10 protein-coding genes, 1 pseudogene and 1 riboswitch are annotated in these 17,150 nt (G+C 75.1%); of the genes and pseudogenes, 8 read left to right on the top strand and 3 right to left on the bottom strand.

The features are described 5' to 3' along the window. Positions 1 to 65: 65 nt before the first annotated feature. The 5 genes from Sdia_RS10530 (at position 66) to Sdia_RS10510 (ending at position 5,108) form a co-directional block, all read left to right on the top strand. The gene (locus Sdia_RS10530; protein WP_100452990.1) at positions 66 to 1,277 is read left to right on the top strand and encodes a phospholipase D-like domain-containing protein; all 1,212 of its coding nucleotides are present in this window, start codon (positions 66 to 68) and stop codon (positions 1,275 to 1,277) included. 180 nt (positions 1,278 to 1,457) lie between these two features. After that, the gene (locus tag Sdia_RS10525) at positions 1,458 to 2,132 is read left to right on the top strand and encodes a DoxX family membrane protein (protein WP_100452989.1); all 675 of its coding nucleotides are present in this window, start codon (positions 1,458 to 1,460) and stop codon (positions 2,130 to 2,132) included. A 152-nt stretch (positions 2,133 to 2,284) separates the two neighbouring features. Beyond that, complete coding sequence (gene cbiE / locus Sdia_RS10520) at positions 2,285 to 3,523, top strand: precorrin-6y C5,15-methyltransferase (decarboxylating) subunit CbiE (RefSeq protein ID WP_115068635.1); 1,239 nt, start codon at positions 2,285 to 2,287, stop codon at positions 3,521 to 3,523. Between the two features lie 78 nt (positions 3,524 to 3,601). Beyond that, entirely contained in the window at positions 3,602 to 4,354 is a 753-nt protein-coding gene (gene cobM / locus Sdia_RS10515) for a precorrin-4 C(11)-methyltransferase (protein WP_100452987.1), read from the top strand. After that, on the top strand, positions 4,338 to 5,108 hold the full coding sequence (locus Sdia_RS10510) for a cobalt-precorrin-6A reductase (RefSeq protein ID WP_100452986.1): 771 nt from the start codon (positions 4,338 to 4,340) through the stop codon (positions 5,106 to 5,108). The genes cobM and Sdia_RS10510 overlap by 17 nt, the downstream gene beginning before the upstream one ends. Before the next feature lie 218 nt (positions 5,109 to 5,326). On the opposite strand, the gene Sdia_RS10505 is transcribed toward Sdia_RS10510, so the two are convergent. The 3 genes and pseudogenes from Sdia_RS10505 to cobG all read right to left on the bottom strand — a co-directional run. Then, on the bottom strand, positions 5,327 to 6,886 hold the full coding sequence (locus tag Sdia_RS10505; RefSeq protein ID WP_100452985.1) for a precorrin-2 C(20)-methyltransferase: 1,560 nt from the start codon (positions 6,884 to 6,886) through the stop codon (positions 5,327 to 5,329). Then, entirely contained in the window at positions 6,883 to 7,509 is a 627-nt protein-coding gene (locus Sdia_RS10500; RefSeq protein ID WP_100452984.1) for a precorrin-8X methylmutase, read from the bottom strand. The genes Sdia_RS10505 and Sdia_RS10500 overlap by 4 nt, the downstream gene beginning before the upstream one ends. Positions 7,510 to 7,731: 222 nt before the next feature. Beyond that, positions 7,732 to 8,838: pseudogene (cobG, locus tag Sdia_RS10495) on the bottom strand (precorrin-3B synthase); the annotation flags it as partial. A 358-nt stretch (positions 8,839 to 9,196) separates the two neighbouring features. Continuing rightward, positions 9,197 to 9,274, top strand: a riboswitch (cobalamin riboswitch). A gap of 54 nt (positions 9,275 to 9,328) precedes the next feature. On the opposite strand from cobG, the gene cobN reads away from it, so the two are divergent. The 3 genes from cobN to scpA all read left to right on the top strand — a co-directional run bounded on the left by cobN (position 9,329) and on the right by scpA (position 17,140). Further along, a complete protein-coding gene (gene cobN, locus Sdia_RS10490) occupies positions 9,329 to 12,937 on the top strand; it encodes a cobaltochelatase subunit CobN (RefSeq protein ID WP_100452983.1) in 3,609 nt (1,202 codons plus the stop codon). Between the two features lie 148 nt (positions 12,938 to 13,085). After that, complete coding sequence (locus tag Sdia_RS10485) at positions 13,086 to 14,930, top strand: methylmalonyl-CoA mutase family protein (RefSeq protein ID WP_115068639.1); 1,845 nt, start codon at positions 13,086 to 13,088, stop codon at positions 14,928 to 14,930. Beyond that, on the top strand, positions 14,930 to 17,140 hold the full coding sequence (scpA, locus tag Sdia_RS10480; RefSeq protein WP_100452981.1) for a methylmalonyl-CoA mutase: 2,211 nt from the start codon (positions 14,930 to 14,932) through the stop codon (positions 17,138 to 17,140). The genes Sdia_RS10485 and scpA overlap by 1 nt, the downstream gene beginning before the upstream one ends. Positions 17,141 to 17,150: the final 10 nt, after the last annotated feature.

The raw sequence follows: 17,150 nt of genomic DNA, 5'->3' as shown, positions 1-17,150 counted from the left end.
GGGGGCACCCTCCGGGCACAGGACGCCGGGGCTCCGGCGCCCTTTCGACCAGGGCGGGAGAGCTCATGACGATGACGGACGTCCCGGCGGACGACGCCCGGGCCCGTGGTGGCGAGGTACTGACGGCGCGCGGGCAGCGGCTGCGCAGACGGCTGGAGCGGCTCATCGGCGTGGCCGCCACCGAGGGGAACGCACTGACGGCGCTGCGCAACGGTGACGAGATCTTCGCCGCGATGCTGGCCGCCATCCGCTCGGCGGAGCACACCGTCGACCTGATGACCTTCGTCTACTGGAAGGGCGAGATCGCCCGCGACTTCGCCGCCGCCCTCTGCGACCGGGCGCGGGCGGGCGTGCGGGTGCGGCTGCTCCTCGACGGCTTCGGCAGCAGGCTCATCGAGCAGCACCTGCTGGACGAGATGGACGCGGCGGGGGTGCACGTCTCGTGGTTCCGCAAGCCGGTCTTCCTCTCGCCGTTCAAGCAGAACCACCGCTGCCACCGCAAGGTCCTGGTGGTGGACGAGACGGTCGCCTTCACCGGCGGGGTCGGGATCGCCGAGGAATGGTGCGGCGACGCCCGGAACGAGAACGAGTGGCGCGACACCCATGTGCGGCTGCGCGGCCCGGCGGTGGACGGTGTCGCGGCGGCTTTCGCGCAGAACTGGGCGGAGTGCTGCGACGACCTCTTCGACGAGCGGGACCGGTTCACGGCGCAGGAGGCGTCCGGCTCCGCGGTGGTGCAGGTGGTGCGCGGTTCGGCCAGTTTCGGCTGGCAGGACATGCAGACACTGCTGCGGGTGATCCTCCAGTCCGCCGAGGAGCGGGTGCGGATCGCCACCGCGTACTTCGCCCCCGACACCTACTTCATCGACCTGCTCTGCGCCACGGCCGCGCGCGGGGTGGAGGTGGAGATCCTGCTGCCCGGTCCGCACACCGACAAGCGGGTCTGCCAGCTCGCGGGGCAGTGGCACTACGACCAGTTGCTCGGCTGCGGGGTCCGCATCCACCAGTACCAGCCGACGATGATGCACGCGAAGGTCATCACGGTGGACCGGGTGGCGGCGCTGACCGGGTCGACCAACATCAACCGGCGTTCGCTCGACCACGACGAGGAGGTCATGCTCACCGTCATCGACGAGGAGTTCACCGCCGTCCTCGACCGGCACTTCGACGAGGACACCGCGGTGAGCGTGGAGATGCGCGCCGACCGGTACCGGCGCCGTTCCTGGCTCCAGCGGGGCCGAGAGGCGCTGGTGGTACCGATCCGGCGGTTCCTGTGACGTGACGCTCCGCTCTCCGGTCCCGTCAGTCGCCGGTGGCCGACGTCCCGTGGCCCCGGTGGCCGGGGGCCCGCCCAGGTGCCGAGCTTCCACTTCCGGCGGAGAATGACGGAAATGTCCGCTTCACCGTGGCCACCGTCGCCGCGGTGAGCGATTCCATGGTCTGCGGAGGGAGTTCGTATGAGTGGGTGCGGCAAGGTCAGGGCGTGGCAGGTGCCGCTCAGGCTGATCACGGGGGCCTTCATCCTGCACTCGGGGATGGAGAAGTGGGACGGGCCGGACGAACAGGCCCAGGGCGTCCACGGGATGGCGCGGCAGAGCTTCCCGTTCCTGGAGAACATCGACGCGCCCCGCTTCCTCAGGCTGCTCGCCGCCGGTGAGATCGCGCTCGGCGCGGCCCTGCTGACCCCGGCGGTGCCGACCCGGCTCGCGGGCGCCGCGCTGACCGGGTTCGCGGGCAGCCTGATGGCGGTGTACGCGCAGACCCCGGGCCTGCGGAAGGAGGGCAGCGTCTGGCCGACCCCCGACGGCATCGGCGTCAGCAAGGACAGCTGGCTGCTGGCCATCGGCCTGGCGCTGACGCTCAGCCCGCGCGAGAAGCACCTCAAGAATCTGAAGCACCTCAAGCAGCTCAAGCACGCCAAGGACGTCAGGGACGCCAAGCGACACGGCCGCCACCAGCAGCACGGCCCCCGCTGCCGGCCCGAGCAGCACGCGGGCGGCGGGGAGCGTCTCAAGCAGGCCAAGCAGGCCAAGGAGCTGGCCAAGACGCTGTCCCAGGGCGGGCACAGCCACCACCACGCGCACCGCCACGGCCCCGCCCACGCCCGCAAGGCGTGCCCCGCGCACCGGTGAGCCCCGGGCAGGCGGTGCGGGCGAGGCGGGCGAGTGAGCAACCCCACCGCCTTGCCGCAGGTGGGGGCGGGTGGGACGCGCGTTAGAGTGCGAGGCGACTTCCCGCCCCCGGGCCGCTGCCCGCGCCCCCGCCCCGTACGAGGTATCCGCACGTGACCCCGACAGCCGAGCAGCCAGCCGTGACCGTCGTCGGGATCGGGGCGGAGGGCTGGACCGGGCTCGGCCCGGCGGCGCGGGAGGCGCTGGCCACGGCCGAGGTGGTGATCGGCGGGCCGCGCCAGCTCGCTCTGCTGCCGCCCGCGTGCGCGGGTGAGCGTGTCGCGTGGCCCTCGCCGCTGCGGCCCGCCGTGCCGAAGCTGCTCGCCGAGCACGCCGGGCGGCGGCTGGCGGTGCTCGCCAGCGGCGACCCGATGTTCTACGGGATCGGGCGCGCCCTCGCCGAGGAGGCGGGCCCGGCGGCCCTGCACGTCCTCCCCCACCCGTCCTCGGTGTCGTACGCCTGCGCCCGGATGGGCTGGGCGATGCAGGACGTGGACGTGGTGTCGGCGGTCGGCCGGGACCCGGCGGCGCTGGCCGGCGCCCTGCACGACGGGCGCCGGGTGCTGGTGCTCGCTCCGGACGCCACCACCCCGGCCCGGGTCGCGGAACTGCTGCGGGAGCGCGGTTACGGGCCGAGCCGGATGACGGTGCTCGAACAACTCGGCGGGCCCGCGGAGCACCGGGTGGACGGCGTGGCCGCCACCTGGTCCGCGCCGGCGGGCGATCCGCTCAACGTCGTGGCCGTGGAGTGCGTCCGCGCCCCGGGCGCGCCCCGGCTGCCGGTGGTGCCCGGCCTGCCGGACGACGCCTACGAGCACGACGGGCAGCTCACCAAGAAGTACGTACGGGCGGCGACGCTGGCCGCGCTGGCGCCCGCCCCCGGGGAACTCCTGTGGGACGTGGGCGGCGGCTCCGGGTCGATCGCGGTGGAGTGGCTGCGCGCCCACCGTTCCTGCCGCGCGGTGAGCGTGGAGCGCGATCCGGTGCGGGCCGAACGGATCACCCGTAACGCGCGTGCGCTGGGCGTGCCCCGGCTCAAGGTGCTCACGGGGGCGGCGCCCGGCGCGCTGGCCGGGCTGCCGGTGCCGGACGCGGTGTTCGTCGGCGGCGGGCTGACCGGGGCGGGCCTGCTGGAGACCTGCTGGGCGGCGCTGCCGGCCGGCGGGCGGCTGGTGGCCAACACGGTGACGCTGGAGTCGGAGGCGCTGCTCACCGAGTGGTACCGCCGCCACGGCGGGGAGCTGACCCGGCTCGCGGTGGCGCAGGCCGTGCCGGTGGGCTCGTTCACCGGCTGGCGGCAGGCGATGCCGGTCACGCAGTGGTCCGTGGTGAAGCCCGCCGATCCGTCCTGAACCCCCGTTCCGTTCCCGGCAGGGCCCCTGACGGCCCGCCGCCTTGCCTCCCCGACCTCCCCTCTTCCGGAGACCCCCATGACCGTGTACTTCATCGGAGCGGGCCCCGGTGCCGCCGACCTCATCACCGTGCGGGGCGCGCGCACCCTGGCCGCCTGCCAGGTCTGTCTCTACGCGGGCAGCCTCGTCCCCACCGAACTCCTCGCCGAGTGCCCGCCGGACGCGCGGCTGATCGACACCGCCCGGCTCGACCTGGACCGGATCACCGCGGAGCTGGTCCGCGCCCACGAGGAGGGGCACGACGTGGCCCGGCTGCACTCGGGGGACACCTCGGTGTTCAGCGCGGTCGCCGAGCAGATGCGGCGGCTCGACGCGGCCGGTGTGCCGTATGAGGTGGTGCCGGGCGTCCCGGCGTTCGCGGCGGCGGCGGCCGCGTTGAAGCGGGAGCTGACGGTGCCGACCGTCGGGCAGACGGTGATCCTGACCCGCGTCGCGCAGCGGGCCACGCCGATGCCCGAGGGCGAGGACCTGGCGACGCTGGGCCGCAGCGGAGCCCTGCTGGTGCTGCACCTGGCGACCGGGTACGCGGACCGGGTCGTCGCCGAGCTGGAGCCGCACTACGGGGCCGACTGCCCGGCGGCGGTGGTGGCGTTCGCCAGCAGGCCCGGGGAAGTGGTGCTGCGCGGCACCCTCGCCGACATCGCCGGCCAGGTGCGCGAGGCGGGGCTCCGGCGGACCGCGGTCATCCTGGTCGGGCGGACGCTGGGCGCCGGGGAGTTCCGCGACAGCCACCTCTACTCGCCGGACCGCGACCGTGACCACGTCTGCTGACCCGGTCCCTCCCCTCGTCCTGATCCTGGGCGGCACCACCGAGGCCCGGCGGCTCGCCGCCCTGCTCACGGCGGGGGCGGCCGGTCCCCTGCGGGTGGTCAGTTCGCTGGCCGGGCGGGTGGCGCGGCCCGTCCTGCCCGAGGGCGAGGTGCGCGTCGGCGGGTTCGGGGGCGTGGCCGGGCTGACCGCGTGGCTCCGCGAGGAGCGGGTGGCCGCGGTGGTGGACGCCACGCATCCGTTCGCCGGGGTGATGAGCTTCCACGCGGCCGAGGCGGCGGCCGGAGCGGGCGTCCCGCTGCTGGCGCTGCGCCGCCCGTCGTGGCGGCGGGGACCGGGTGACCGCTGGTACCCGGTGGCCTCGCTGGAGGAGGCCGCCGCACTGCTGCCGTCGCTGGGCAGGCGGGTGTTCCTGACCACGGGGCGGACCGGGCTCGCGGCGTTCGCGGACGCCGGGCCCGGGCTGTGGTTCCTGCTGCGGTCGGTCGACCCGCCGGCCGGAGCCGGGCCCGAGGAGTGCGAAGTGCTGCTGGACCGTGGCCCGTTCACCCTGGAGGGCGAGCGGGAGGTGTTGCGCGCGTACGGCGTGGAGGTACTGGTCACCAAGGACAGCGGCGGCGAGGCGACCGCCCCGAAGCTGACCGCCGCCAGGGAGGCGGGGATCCCGGTGGTGGTGGTCCGGCGGCCGCCGGTGCCGGAGGGGGTTCCGGTCGCGGCCGCTCCCGAGGAGGCGGTGGCGTGGCTGCGCGGCGGGTGAGCCGCCGGGCGGCCGGGCGCCAGGGCGCCGGAGTGCGGTCGCCCACCGAGGCGGCGGCCTCGGGGGCCTCGGCCTCCGGCGCGGGGTCCGTCCTGGCCGGGGACCACGGCTGAGCCGTCCGGCCCGGGGTCGCCTCCGGCGAACACCCCTGCGGGAGTGGGGGTGTTCGCCGGCTGGTCCGAGCCGGGTGCGGCCCGGCCTTCCCGGGCTCGCCGCCGTCACCCTCCGGCAGCCGTGTCCTGCGGGTAGCGGCGCGGGGTCCACACCGTCTCGGGGGCGTCCGGGGTGCGGCGGACGGCGCGGGTCTGGGAGGAGCCGATGATGAGCAGGGTGCGCATGTCGACCTCGGCCGGGTCCAGGTCGGCGAGGCGGACGGTGCGGACGCGCTCGCCGGAGCCGCCGACGTCCCGGGCGAGGACGACCGGGGTGTCGGGACCGCGGTGCTCCAGCAGCAGGTCGCGGGCCTTGCCGACCTGCCAGGTGCGGCTGCGGGAGCCCGGGTTGTACAGGGCGAGGGCGAGGTCGGCGCGGGCGGCGGCGGTGAGCCGTTCGGCGATGACCTCCCAGGGCTTGAGCCGGTCGGACAGGGAGATCACCGCGTAGTCGTGGCCGAGCGGCGCCCCGGCGCGGGCGGCGGCGGCGTTGGCGGCGGTGACCCCGGGCAGGACACGGACCGGCACGTTCCGGTACGGGCCTTCGGCGGCGGCCTCCAGCACGGCGGTGGCCATCGCGAAGACGCCGGGGTCGCCACCGGAGACGACGGCCACCCGGCGGCCCCGGCGGGCCAGGTCCAGGGCGAACTCGGCGCGTTCCGCCTCCACCTTGTTGTCGGAGCCGTGCCGGGTCTGGCCGGGCCGGTGCGGGACCCGGTCGAGGTAGGTGGTGTAGCCGACGAGGTCCTGGGCGGCGGCGAGCGCGCCCCGGCTCTCCGGGGTGAGCCAGAGCGGTCCGGCCGGGCCGGTGCCGACCACGACGACCTCGCCGGCCGGGGCCGTCGCGGCGTCCTCCTCGTCGGGCAGGGCGGCGGCGGGACCGTCGACCGGCAGGGCCGCGACCCGGCTGGGGACCACGGCGACGGCGAAGTACGGCACCGAGTCCGGGTCGGTGCCGGCGAGGTGCCCGGTGCGTTCGCCCTCCATCGTGGCGCGCTCCACGTAACGGGCCTCGGTCAGCCGCCCGCTCGCCTCCAGGGCGCCGCGTACGGCGGGGAAGGTACGGCCGAGCTTCATGACGACGGCCGAGTCGGTGGCGGCGAGCCGCGCGGTCAGCTCCTCCTCGGGCAGGGTGCCGGGGAGGATCGTCAGCACCTCCTCGCCCTCGACCAGCGGCGTGCCGAGCCGTGCGGAGGCGGCGCTGACCGAGGTGACGCCGGGGATGACCTCGGTCGGGTAGCGGTGGGCCAGCCGCTTGTGCATGTGCATGTACGAGCCGTAGAAGAGCGGGTCGCCCTCGGAGATGACGGCGACGGTCCGCCCGGCGTCCAGGTGGGCGGCGAGCCGTTCGGCGCAGGCGGCGTAGAAGTCGTCCATGGCGCCCTGGTAGCCGCCCGGGTGGTCGGTGGTGCCGGTGGTGACCGGGTAGACCAGGGCTTCCTCGACGTGGTCCGGGCGCAGGTGGGCGGCGGCGATCGAGCGGGCGATGGAGCGGCCGTGGCGGGCGCTGTGGTAGGCGACCACGTCGGCCTCGTCGATGACCTGGACGGCGCGCAGGGTCATCAGGTCCGGGTCGCCGGGGCCGAGTCCGACGCCGTAGAGACGGCCGGGTGCGGGGGTGCTCATTCGGTTTCGCTCGCGATCGCGTTGAGGGCGGCGGCGGCCATGGCGCTGCCGCCGCGCCGGCCGCGCACGATCAGGTGGTCCAGGCCCGAGGCGTGGACGGCCAGCGCGTCCTTGGACTCGGCGGCGCCGACGAAGCCGACGGGGACACCGATGACGGCGGCCGGACGGGGCGCGCCCTCCTCGATCATCTCCAGCAGGCGGAAGAGGGCGGTGGGCGCGTTGCCGACGGCGACCACGGCCCCGTCCAGACGGTCCCGCCAGAGTTCGAGGGCGGCGGCGCTGCGGGTGGTGCCCAGCCGCGCGGCCAGCTCCGGCACGGACGGGTCGGCGAGGGTGCAGATCACCTCGTTGTCGGCGGGGAGCCGCTTGCGGGTGACGCCGCTGGCGACCATGTTGGCGTCGCAGAGGATCGGCGCCCCGGCGCGCAGCGCCTGGCGGGCACGGGCCACGACCAGCGGGGTGTGCCCGAGGTCGCGGGGCAGGTCGGTCATGCCGCAGGCGTGGATCATGCGGACGGCGACCTGGGCGACGTCCGGGGGCAGCCCGGTGAGGTCGGCCTCGGCGCGGATCGTGGCAAAGGACTCGCGGTAGATGGCCGCGCCGTCCTTCTCGTACTCAAACACTCTGCTCTCGCTCTTTCCTGACGGCGTCGTGCCGCGTGGGCCGGGGGTCGGAGGGCGCCGGCGGGCGGCCGCGAGCACCTCGGGGAGCCGGTCCGCCGATACGTTCCGTCCGGCGGGCCGGGGGGCGGCCGCCGGGTCGGCCGGGCGGTGGGCCAGGTCGTATCCGGTGCCGGTCGCCACGGCGTCCACCCAGGCCGTCCCCCGGGGATGGCCGCAGCGGCGCTCGCAGCCGGACCAGTAGACAGGAAGGCCACCCGGTGCCGCATCCAGGGCGGCGCGGGCGTCGGCCCGCACGTCGGCGAGGGACTTGACACAGCCGGGCCTGCCGGTACAGGCGCCGACGCCCTCCCAGGAGGAGCCCTCCCCGGTGACCAGTCCCGCCCGGGCCAGTTCGGCGGCGGCCTCGCCCGCGCGGGCCGGGGTCAGGCCCGGGACGACGATCCCGCGCCAGGGCGTGGCCCGCAGGGTGCCGGCGCCGTGGCGGACTGCCAGCTCCGCCAACTCCCGCCACCGGTACGCGGTGAGGCGGCCCAGCGGGGCCAGTGCGTGCAGGGCCGACCGGCCCTCGCGGGGCGGGGTCGGGCCCGGGCGCGGGCCGCCGTACGGGGCCGGGGACGTGGGGGCCGGGGCGGTACGGGCGCCGGGGACGCGGGCCGCCAGTTCCGTGAGGGTGGCGGTGGACAGGGCCTGCCCGGGCGGGAGTTCGGCGATGCGCCAGGCGCGGGTCCCGCTCGCGCGGGCGGCGGCCAGGAAGAGCAGGGCTGCCGCGTTGGCGGCGGCCGGGGCCTGGTCCGGGGGGAGCCGGAGGCTGCCCGGGACGCCCGGCAGGGTCAGGGCCAGGTCGCCGTCGGGCGTTGCGAGCATTGTCACATCGGCGTCGAGGGCGGCGGTGTCGCCGCGCCCGTCGTCGAGGGCGAAGAGGAAGCGTCCCGAGAGGGCCGCGGTCGCCGGGTCCTCGAGGAGCGCCGCGTCCACGGCGGGGACCAGGGGGGTCACGTCCGCGTGGCCCTCGTCGTCCAGGCCCGACAGAGGGGACGCGACGAGGTTGCGTATCCGCTCGTGGGCGGGGGACGGCAGCAGAGCCGCCTCGGCGAGGCGGGCCGCCAGCTCCTGGCCCGCGTCGGCGGGGAGGGCGCGGAGCTGGACGTTGCCGCGTGAGGTCAGGTCGAGGTGGGCGTCGCCCAGGTCCTCGGCCGCCCTCGCCAGGGCGGTGGCCTGGGATGCCTGGAGCAGGCCGCCCGGGATGCGGACGCGGGCCAGGTGGCCGTCTGCGGCCTCGTGGAGGCGGAGCGCGCCGGGGCAGGCGTCGCCCCTGGCGGGAGTGGGCATGGCCGCGATGATACGAGGGGCGTCGCGGCCACTGGGCCGAGGGGCGGGCCGTCCGCGCCGGCCGGGCTGAGTCTTCGTGCGGTCCGGCTGCCACGCGCCTGGCCATCGGCCCGGCCGGCGTTCGGGGCCACTTGAGCCCGGCCGGCGCTTGAGGCCGGCTCTGACGGCGGGGGCTCCCCCGCGGCCCGGAGTCATCGGCCCAGGTCGACCCGGGGGCGGCATATCCCTGACCGCCAGGTGACCCTTACTATGCTCGCGGCGGGCCGTTCGGCCCGTCATCGCCAGAACGGCGCGCCCAGTGCGCCGAGGACTCCTCCCGGGCCGGTACCGGGACGGGCCCTCGCCGCACTCGGCAGGGGAGGAAGCCCGGTGTGAGTCCGGCGCGGTCCCGCCACTGTGAACCCCGCCCCGTCAGGGGCGGGCGAGCCAGGAACTCCCGCCGTTGTGTCCCACCCCGAGGCGCGGACCTCGGAGGAAGGCTTGACGCCGCATGATCCTGCTCCTGTCGACGTCCGACACCGACCTGCTGAGCGCCCGCAGCGCCGGCGGCCCGGTCCCGTACCGCTTCGCCAACCCCTCGCGGCTGCCGCTGGACGACCTGCCGGAGCTGCTGGACGGCGCCGACCTGGTCGTGGTGCGGCTGCTGGGCGGGGTGCGGGCCTGGCAGGAGGGGATCGACGCACTCCTCGCACAGGACCGCCCGGTGGTCGTGCTCACCGGCGAACAGGCCCCGGACGCCCAGCTGATGGAGGCTTCCACGGTCCCGATCGGGGTCGCGGCCGAGGCGCACGCCTACCTGGCGCACGGCGGCCCGGCCAACCTGGAGCAGCTCGCCCGCTTCCTCTCCGACACCGTGCTGCTCACCGGCCACGGCTTCGAGGCGCCCGCGCCGGCCCCGTCCTGGGGACCCCTGGACCGCACCCCGGCCCCGGACGCCTCGGGTCCGCTGATCGCGGTGCTCTACTACCGCGCCCACCACATGAGCGGCAACACCGCCTTCGTCGACACGCTCTGCGGCGCGATCGAGGCGGCGGGCGGTCGCGCCCTGCCGCTGTACGTGGCCTCGCTGCGCTCCCCCGAGCCGGAGCTGCTGGCCGAACTGGGCCACGCGGACGCGCTGGTGACCACGGTGCTGGCGGCGGGCGGCACCAAGCCCGCCGGGGCCTCGGCCGGGGGCGACGACGAGTCGTGGGACGCGGGGGCGCTGGCCGCGCTCGACGTGCCGATCCTCCAGGCGCTCTGCCTGACCAGTTCGCGCGCCGACTGGGCGGAGAACGACGAGGGGCTCTCCCCGCTGGACGCGGCGAGCCAGATCGCCGTCCCCGAGTTCGACGGCCGCCTGATCACGGTGCCGTTCTCCTTCAAGGAGCTGGACGCCGACGGACTGCCGGTCTACGTCGCCGACACCGAGCGCGCCGCCCGGGTGGCGGGCACCGCGGTGCGCCACGCCCGGCTGCGCCACCTGCCCAACGCCGAGAAGCGCCTCGCCCTGGTCCTCTCCGCCTACCCCACGAAGCACTCGCGGATCGGCAACGCGGTGGGGCTCGACACCCCGGCCAGCGCCGTGGCGCTGCTGCGGCGGCTGATCGCCGAGGGGTACGACTTCGGCGACGAGGCCGTCCCCGGGCTGGAGTCGGGCGACGGCGACGAGCTGATCCACGCGCTGATCGAGGCGGGCGGCCACGACCAGGACTGGCTGACCGAGGAGCAGCTGGCCCGCAACCCGGTGCGCATCCCGGCGGCCGACTACCGCCGCTGGTACGGCACGCTCCCCGCCGAGCTGCGCGAGCGGGTCGAGGAGCACTGGGGGCCGCCGCCGGGCGAGATGTTCGTCGACCGCAGCCGCGACCCGGAGGGCGACATCGTCCTGGCGGCGCTGCGGTTCGGGCGGCTGCTGATCCTGATCCAGCCGCCGCGCGGCTTCGGCGAGAACCCGATCGCGATCTACCACGACCCGGACCTGCCGCCCTCCCACCACTACCTGGCCGCCTACCGCTGGATCCAGGCCCGCGCGGAGGACGGCGGTTTCGGCGCCGACGCCATGGTGCACCTGGGCAAGCACGGCAACCTGGAGTGGCTGCCCGGCAAGAACGCGGGCCTCTCGGCGGCCTGCGGGCCCGACGCGGCCCTCGGCGACCTGCCGCTGGTCTACCCGTTCCTGGTCAACGACCCGGGCGAGGGCACCCAGGCCAAGCGCCGGGTGCACGCCACCCTGGTCGACCACCTCGTCCCGCCGATGGCCCGCGCGGAGAGCTACGGCGACATCGCGCGCCTGGAGCAGCTGCTCGACGAGTACGCGGCGATCTCCTCGATGGACCCGGCGAAGCTCCCGGCGATCCGGGCGCAGATCTGGACGCTCATCCAGGCCGCCAAGCTCGACCACGACCTGGGGCTGGAGGACCGGCCGGACGACGACGGCTTCGACGACTTCCTGCTCCACGTCGACGGCTGGCTCTGCGAGGTGAAGGACGCGCAGATCCGCGACGGCCTGCACGTGCTGGGCTCGGCCCCGGCCGCCGGGGCCCGGGTCAGCCTGGTCCTCGCGATCCTGCGGGCCCGCCAGATCTGGGGCGGCACCACGGCCCTGCCCGGGCTGCGCGAGGCGCTGGGCCTGGACGAGTCGGCCGCCACCCGCACCGGTGCCGACGAGGCCGAGGAGAAGGCCCGGGCACTGGTCCAGGCGATGGACGACGCGGGGTGGGTCCCGGCGGCGGTGGCGCGGGTCGCCGAGGGGCACGGGCAGGCGGTCGCCGACATCCTGGCGTTCGCCGCCCGCGAGGTGGTGCCGCGCCTGGCGGCGACCACGGACGAGCTGGACCACGCCGTGCACGCGCTGAACGGCGGTTTCGTCCCGGCCGGTCCTTCCGGCTCGCCGCTGCGCGGCCTGGTCAACGTGCTGCCGACCGGCCGCAACTTCTACTCCGTCGACCCGAAGGCGGTCCCCAGCCGCCTCGCCTGGGAGACCGGACAGGCGCTCGCCGACTCGCTCCTGGAGCGGTACCGGGCCGACCACGGCGACTGGCCGGTCTCGGTGGGCCTGTCGCTGTGGGGCACCAGCGCGATGCGCACCTCCGGTGACGACGTGGCCGAGGCGCTGGCGCTGCTCGGGGTCCGCCCGGTCTGGGACGACGCCTCGCGGCGCGTCACCGGTCTGGAGGCGGTGCCGCTGGAGGAGCTGGGCCGCCCGCGTGTGGACGTGACGCTCAGGATCTCCGGCTTCTTCCGGGACGCCTTCCCGCACACCATCGGCCTGCTGGACGACGCGGTACGGCTGGTGGCCGGGCTCGACGAGCCGGACAAGGACAACCACGTGGCGGCGCACGCCCGCGCCGACCTCGCCGAGCACGGCGACGAACGCCGCGCCACCACCCGCATCTTCGGCTCCCGCCCGGGCACCTACGGTGCCGGCCTGCTCCAGCTCATCGACTCCCGCGACTGGCGTACCGACGCCGACCTCGCCGAGGTGTACACGGTGTGGGGCGGTTACGCCTACGGCCGGGAGCTGGAGGGGCGTGAGGCGCGGGCCGAGATGGAGAGCGCGTACCGGCGGATCGCGGTGGCGGCGAAGAACACCGACACCCGCGAGCACGACATCGCCGACTCCGACGACTACTTCCAGTACCACGGCGGCATGGTCGCGGCGGTCCGGGCGCTGAAGGGCACCGCGCCCGAGGCGTACATCGGGGACTCCACGCGGCCGGAGACGGTGCGGACCCGGACGCTGGTCGAGGAGACCTCGCGGGTCTTCCGTGCGCGGGTGGTCAACCCGAAGTGGATCGAGGCGATGCGCCGCCACGGCTACAAGGGCGCCTTCGAACTCGCGGCCACCGTCGACTACCTCTTCGGCTACGACGCGACGACCGGCGTGGTCGCCGACTGGATGTACGACAAGCTCACCGAGACGTACGTGCTGGACCCCGAGAACCGGGCCTTTTTGAAGGAGGCCAACCCCTGGGCGCTGCACGGCATCGCGGAACGGCTGCTGGAAGCCGAGTCGCGCGGCATGTGGGCCGAGCCGGACCCCGAGGTGCTGGCCGCGCTGCGCCAGGCGTACCTGGAGACCGAGGGCGACCTGGAGAGCGGGCAGGACGGGGAGTGAGACGGGCGGGGCTCCCGTCCGGGAGCCCCGCCGGAGGACGAGGGCCGGATACGTCACTGCCTGTACCGGATCAGCGGCTCTGCGGAGAGGGCAAGGTCACAGGCGCGGGTACTGCTGCGCGTATGCCGCGCTGCCCTAGCATCTGAGCATGACGGTCCTGCCTGACGACGGGCTCTCTCTGGCCGCCGAGTTCCCTGATGCAACCCATGACGAGTGGCAGCGCCTGGTGTCGGGCGTACTGCGCAAAGCGGGCAAGGACATCAGCGGTGCGGCGGCCGAGGACGCGCTGTCCACGACGTTCGACGACGGGCTCCGCGCCCGACCGCTCTACACGGCCGACGCCGTGCCCGACCGGGGCCTGCCCGGCTTCGCCCCGTTCGTGCGGGGCGCGCGGCCCGAGGGCAACACCCCGAGCGGCTGGGACGTACGCCAGCGGCACACGGGGAGCGACGCGGACGCGCTGCACGACGCGGTCCTCGCCGACCTGGAGAACGGCGTCACCTCGCTCTGGCTCCCGCTGGGCGAAGGCGGCCTGCCCGTCTCCGGACTGGCCCGCGCCCTGGAGGGCGTCTACCTCGACCTGGCCCCCGTCGCCCTGGACGCGGGCGCCCAGACCGCCGAGGCGGCCGCCGCCTGGCTGAGGACCGCCGAGGAGCGCGGCGTGGCGGCCGACGCCCTGCGCGGCACCTTCGGCGCCGACCCGCTCGGCCACGAGGCGCGCACCGGCACCGCCGGGGACACCGCCGCCGCCGTGGAGCTGGCCCGCCGGGCCGTCGAGGCGTACCCGGGCGTCCGGGCGCTGAACGTCGACGCGCTCCCCTTCCACGAGGCCGGCGGCTCGGCCGCGCAGGAGCTGGGCGCCTCGCTCGCCACCGGGCTCGCCTACGTCCGCGAGCTGACGGCGGCCGGGCTGACCCTGGCCGAGGCGTTCGGGCAGATCGAGTTCCGGTACGCCGCCGTCGCGGACCAGTTCCTCACCATCGCCAAGCTGCGCGCGGCCCGCCGGGTCTGGGCACGGGTCGCCGAGGTCTGCGGGGTGCCGGCGGCGGGCGCGCAGCGCCAGCACGCGGTGACCTCGCCGGTGATGATGACCCGTCGGGACCCGTGGGTGAACATGCTGCGCACCACGGTGGCGGCGCTCGGTGCCGGGGTCGGCGGGGCCGACGCGGTGACGGTGCTCCCCTTCGACCAGGAGCTGGGGGTGCCCGACGCGTTCGCCCGGCGGATCGCGCGGAACACCTCGACCATCCTCATCGAGGAGTCGCACCTGGCCCGGGTCACCGACCCGGCGGGCGGCTCGTACTACGTGGAGTCGCTGACCGACCAGGTGGCCGAGGCGGCCTGGGCGTTCTTCCAGGAGATCGAGCGGGCCGGCGGCCAGGCGAAGGCGCTGCGCGCGGGCCTGGTCGGCGAGCGGCTGGCGGCGGCCTGGGCGGAGCGGAGTGCGAAGCTGGCGCGCCGCGAGGAGCCGGTGACCGGGGTGAGCGAGTTCCCGGACCTCGCCGAGAGGCTGCCCGAGCGGACGCCCGCGCCCGTACCGCCGGCCGGCGGTCTGCCCCGGGTACGGCGCGACGAGGCGTTCGAGGCGCTGCGGGCCCGCTCCGACGCGCATCTGGCGGCGACCGGGGCGCGGCCGAAGGTGTTCCTGGCGGCGCTCGGCCCGGCCGCCGCGCACACCGCGCGAGTGACCTTCGCGGCCAACCTCTTCCAGGCGGGCGGCATCGAGCCGGTGCACGACCCGGTGACGGTCACCGCGGACACGGTCGCCGACGCCTTCACGGCGAGCGGTGCGGGCGTGGCCTGCGTCTGCTCCAGCGACGCGCTCTACGCCGAGCAGGCCGAACCGGTCGCCGCCGCGCTGAAGGCGGCCGGCGCCGGGCAGGTGCTCCTCGCGGGCAAGGGCGAGTTCGCCGGGGCCGACCGGCAGGTCTACGCCGGGTGCCCCGCCGTGGACCTGCTCACCTCTCTTCTCGACCACATGGGGGTGGCGTGATGTCCCAGCCCGAGATCCCGGACTTCTCCACCGTCGGCCTCACCTCCGGGGCGGGTTCGGCGGCCGGTGAGGAACAGTGGCGCGGCGCGGTCAAGGAGGCGTCCGGCAGCGACGTCGCCGACCTGCGCTGGGAGACGCCCGAGGGCATCGGTGTGAAGCCGCTGTACACCGGCCGGGACGTGGAGGGGCTGGACTTCCTGGGGACGTACCCGGGGATCGCGCCGTACCTGCGCGGCCCGTACCCGACGATGTACGTGAACCAGCCGTGGACGATCCGGCAGTACGCCGGGTTCTCGACGGCCGAGGAGTCGAACGCCTTCTACCGGCGGAACCTGGCGGCCGGTCAGAAGGGCCTGTCCGTCGCCTTCGACCTGCCGACGCACCGGGGGTACGACTCGGACCACCCGCGGGTCACCGGCGACGTCGGCATGGCGGGCGTGGCGATCGACTCGATCTACGACATGCGCCAGCTGTTCGACGGGATCCCGCTGGACAGGATGTCGGTGTCGATGACGATGAACGGCGCGGTGCTGCCCGTGCTGGCGCTGTACATCGTGGCGGCCGAGGAGCAGGGGGTGGCGCCCGAGAAGCTGGCGGGGACCATCCAGAACGACATCCTCAAGGAGTTCATGGTCCGCAACACCTACATCTATCCGCCGTCGCCCTCGATGCGGATCATCTCCGACATCTTCGCGTACACCTCGCAGAGGATGCCGCGCTACAACTCCATCTCCATCTCCGGTTACCACATCCAGGAGGCCGGGGCCACGGCCGACCTGGAGCTGGCGTACACGCTGGCGGACGGCGTGGAGTACCTGCGGGCGGGGCAGCGGGCCGGTCTCGACGTGGACGCGTTCGCGCCCCGGCTGTCGTTCTTCTGGGCGATCGGCATGAACTTCTTCATGGAGGTCGCCAAGCTCCGCGCGGCCCGGCTGCTGTGGGCGAAGCTGGTCCGGCAGTTCGACCCGCAGAACGCCAAGTCGCTCTCGCTGCGCACCCATTCGCAGACCTCCGGCTGGTCGCTGACGGCCCAGGACGTCTTCAACAACGTGACCCGCACCTGCGTGGAGGCGATGGCCGCCACCCAGGGCCACACCCAGTCGCTGCACACCAACGCGCTGGACGAGGCGCTGGCGCTGCCCACCGACTTCTCGGCGCGGATCGCCCGCAACACCCAGCTTCTGCTCCAGCAGGAGTCGGGCACCACCCGGTCGATCGACCCGTGGGGCGGCAGCGCGTACGTGGAGAGGCTCACCTACGACCTGGCGCGGCGGGCCTGGCAGCACATCGAGGAGGTCGAGGCGGCCGGCGGCATGGCCAAGGCCATCGACGCGGGCATCCCGAAGCTTCGTGTCGAGGAGGCCGCGGCCCGCACCCAGGCCCGCATCGACTCGGGGCGCCAGCCGGTGATCGGTGTCAACAAGTACCGGGTGGACAGCGACGAGCAGATCGACGTGCTGAAGGTCGACAACTCCTCGGTGCGCTCGCAGCAGATCGCCAAGTTGCGGCGGCTGCGCGAGGAGCGCGACGAGGCGGCCTGCCAGGACGCGCTGCGGGCGCTGACCGCCTCGGCGGAGCGTGGCGGCGGGCCGGGCCTGGAGGGGAACCTGCTGGCGCTGGCGGTCGACGCGGCCCGCGCCAAGGCGACGGTCGGGGAGATCTCCGACGCGCTGGAGAAGGTGTACGGCAGGCACGCCGGGCAGATCCGTACGATCTCCGGCGTGTACCGGAACGAGGCTGGGGAGTCGCCCTCGGTGGAGCGGACCCGCGCGCTGGTGGAGAAGTTCGACGAGGCGGAGGGGCGCAGGCCCCGCATCCTGGTCGCCAAGATGGGCCAGGACGGCCACGACCGGGGTCAGAAGGTCATCGCGACGGCCTTCGCCGACCTCGGTTTCGACGTGGACGTCGGCCCGCTGTTCCAGACGCCCGAGGAGGTCGCCCGGCAGGCGGTGGAGGCCGACGTGCACGTGGTGGGCGTCTCCTCGCTCGCCGCCGGCCACCTCACCCTCGTCCCGGCGCTGCGCGAGCGGCTGGCGGCCGAGGGCCGGGAGGACATCATGATCGTGGTCGGCGGGGTCATCCCGCCGCAGGACGTCGAGGCACTGCACGAGGCGGGCGCCACGGCGGTCTTCCCGCCCGGCACGGTCATCCCGGACGCGGCGTACGACCTGGTGGGGCAGTTGGCCGCGTCGCTCGGCCACGAGCTGTGAGCCGCTGACC

It is taken from the genome of Streptomyces diastaticus subsp. diastaticus, from assembly GCF_011170125.1.
Lineage (GTDB): Bacteria > Actinomycetota > Actinomycetes > Streptomycetales > Streptomycetaceae > Streptomyces > Streptomyces diastaticus.
Note: the sequence above shows the minus strand (reverse complement) of the source record. Positions and strands in the feature narration are given on the sequence as shown.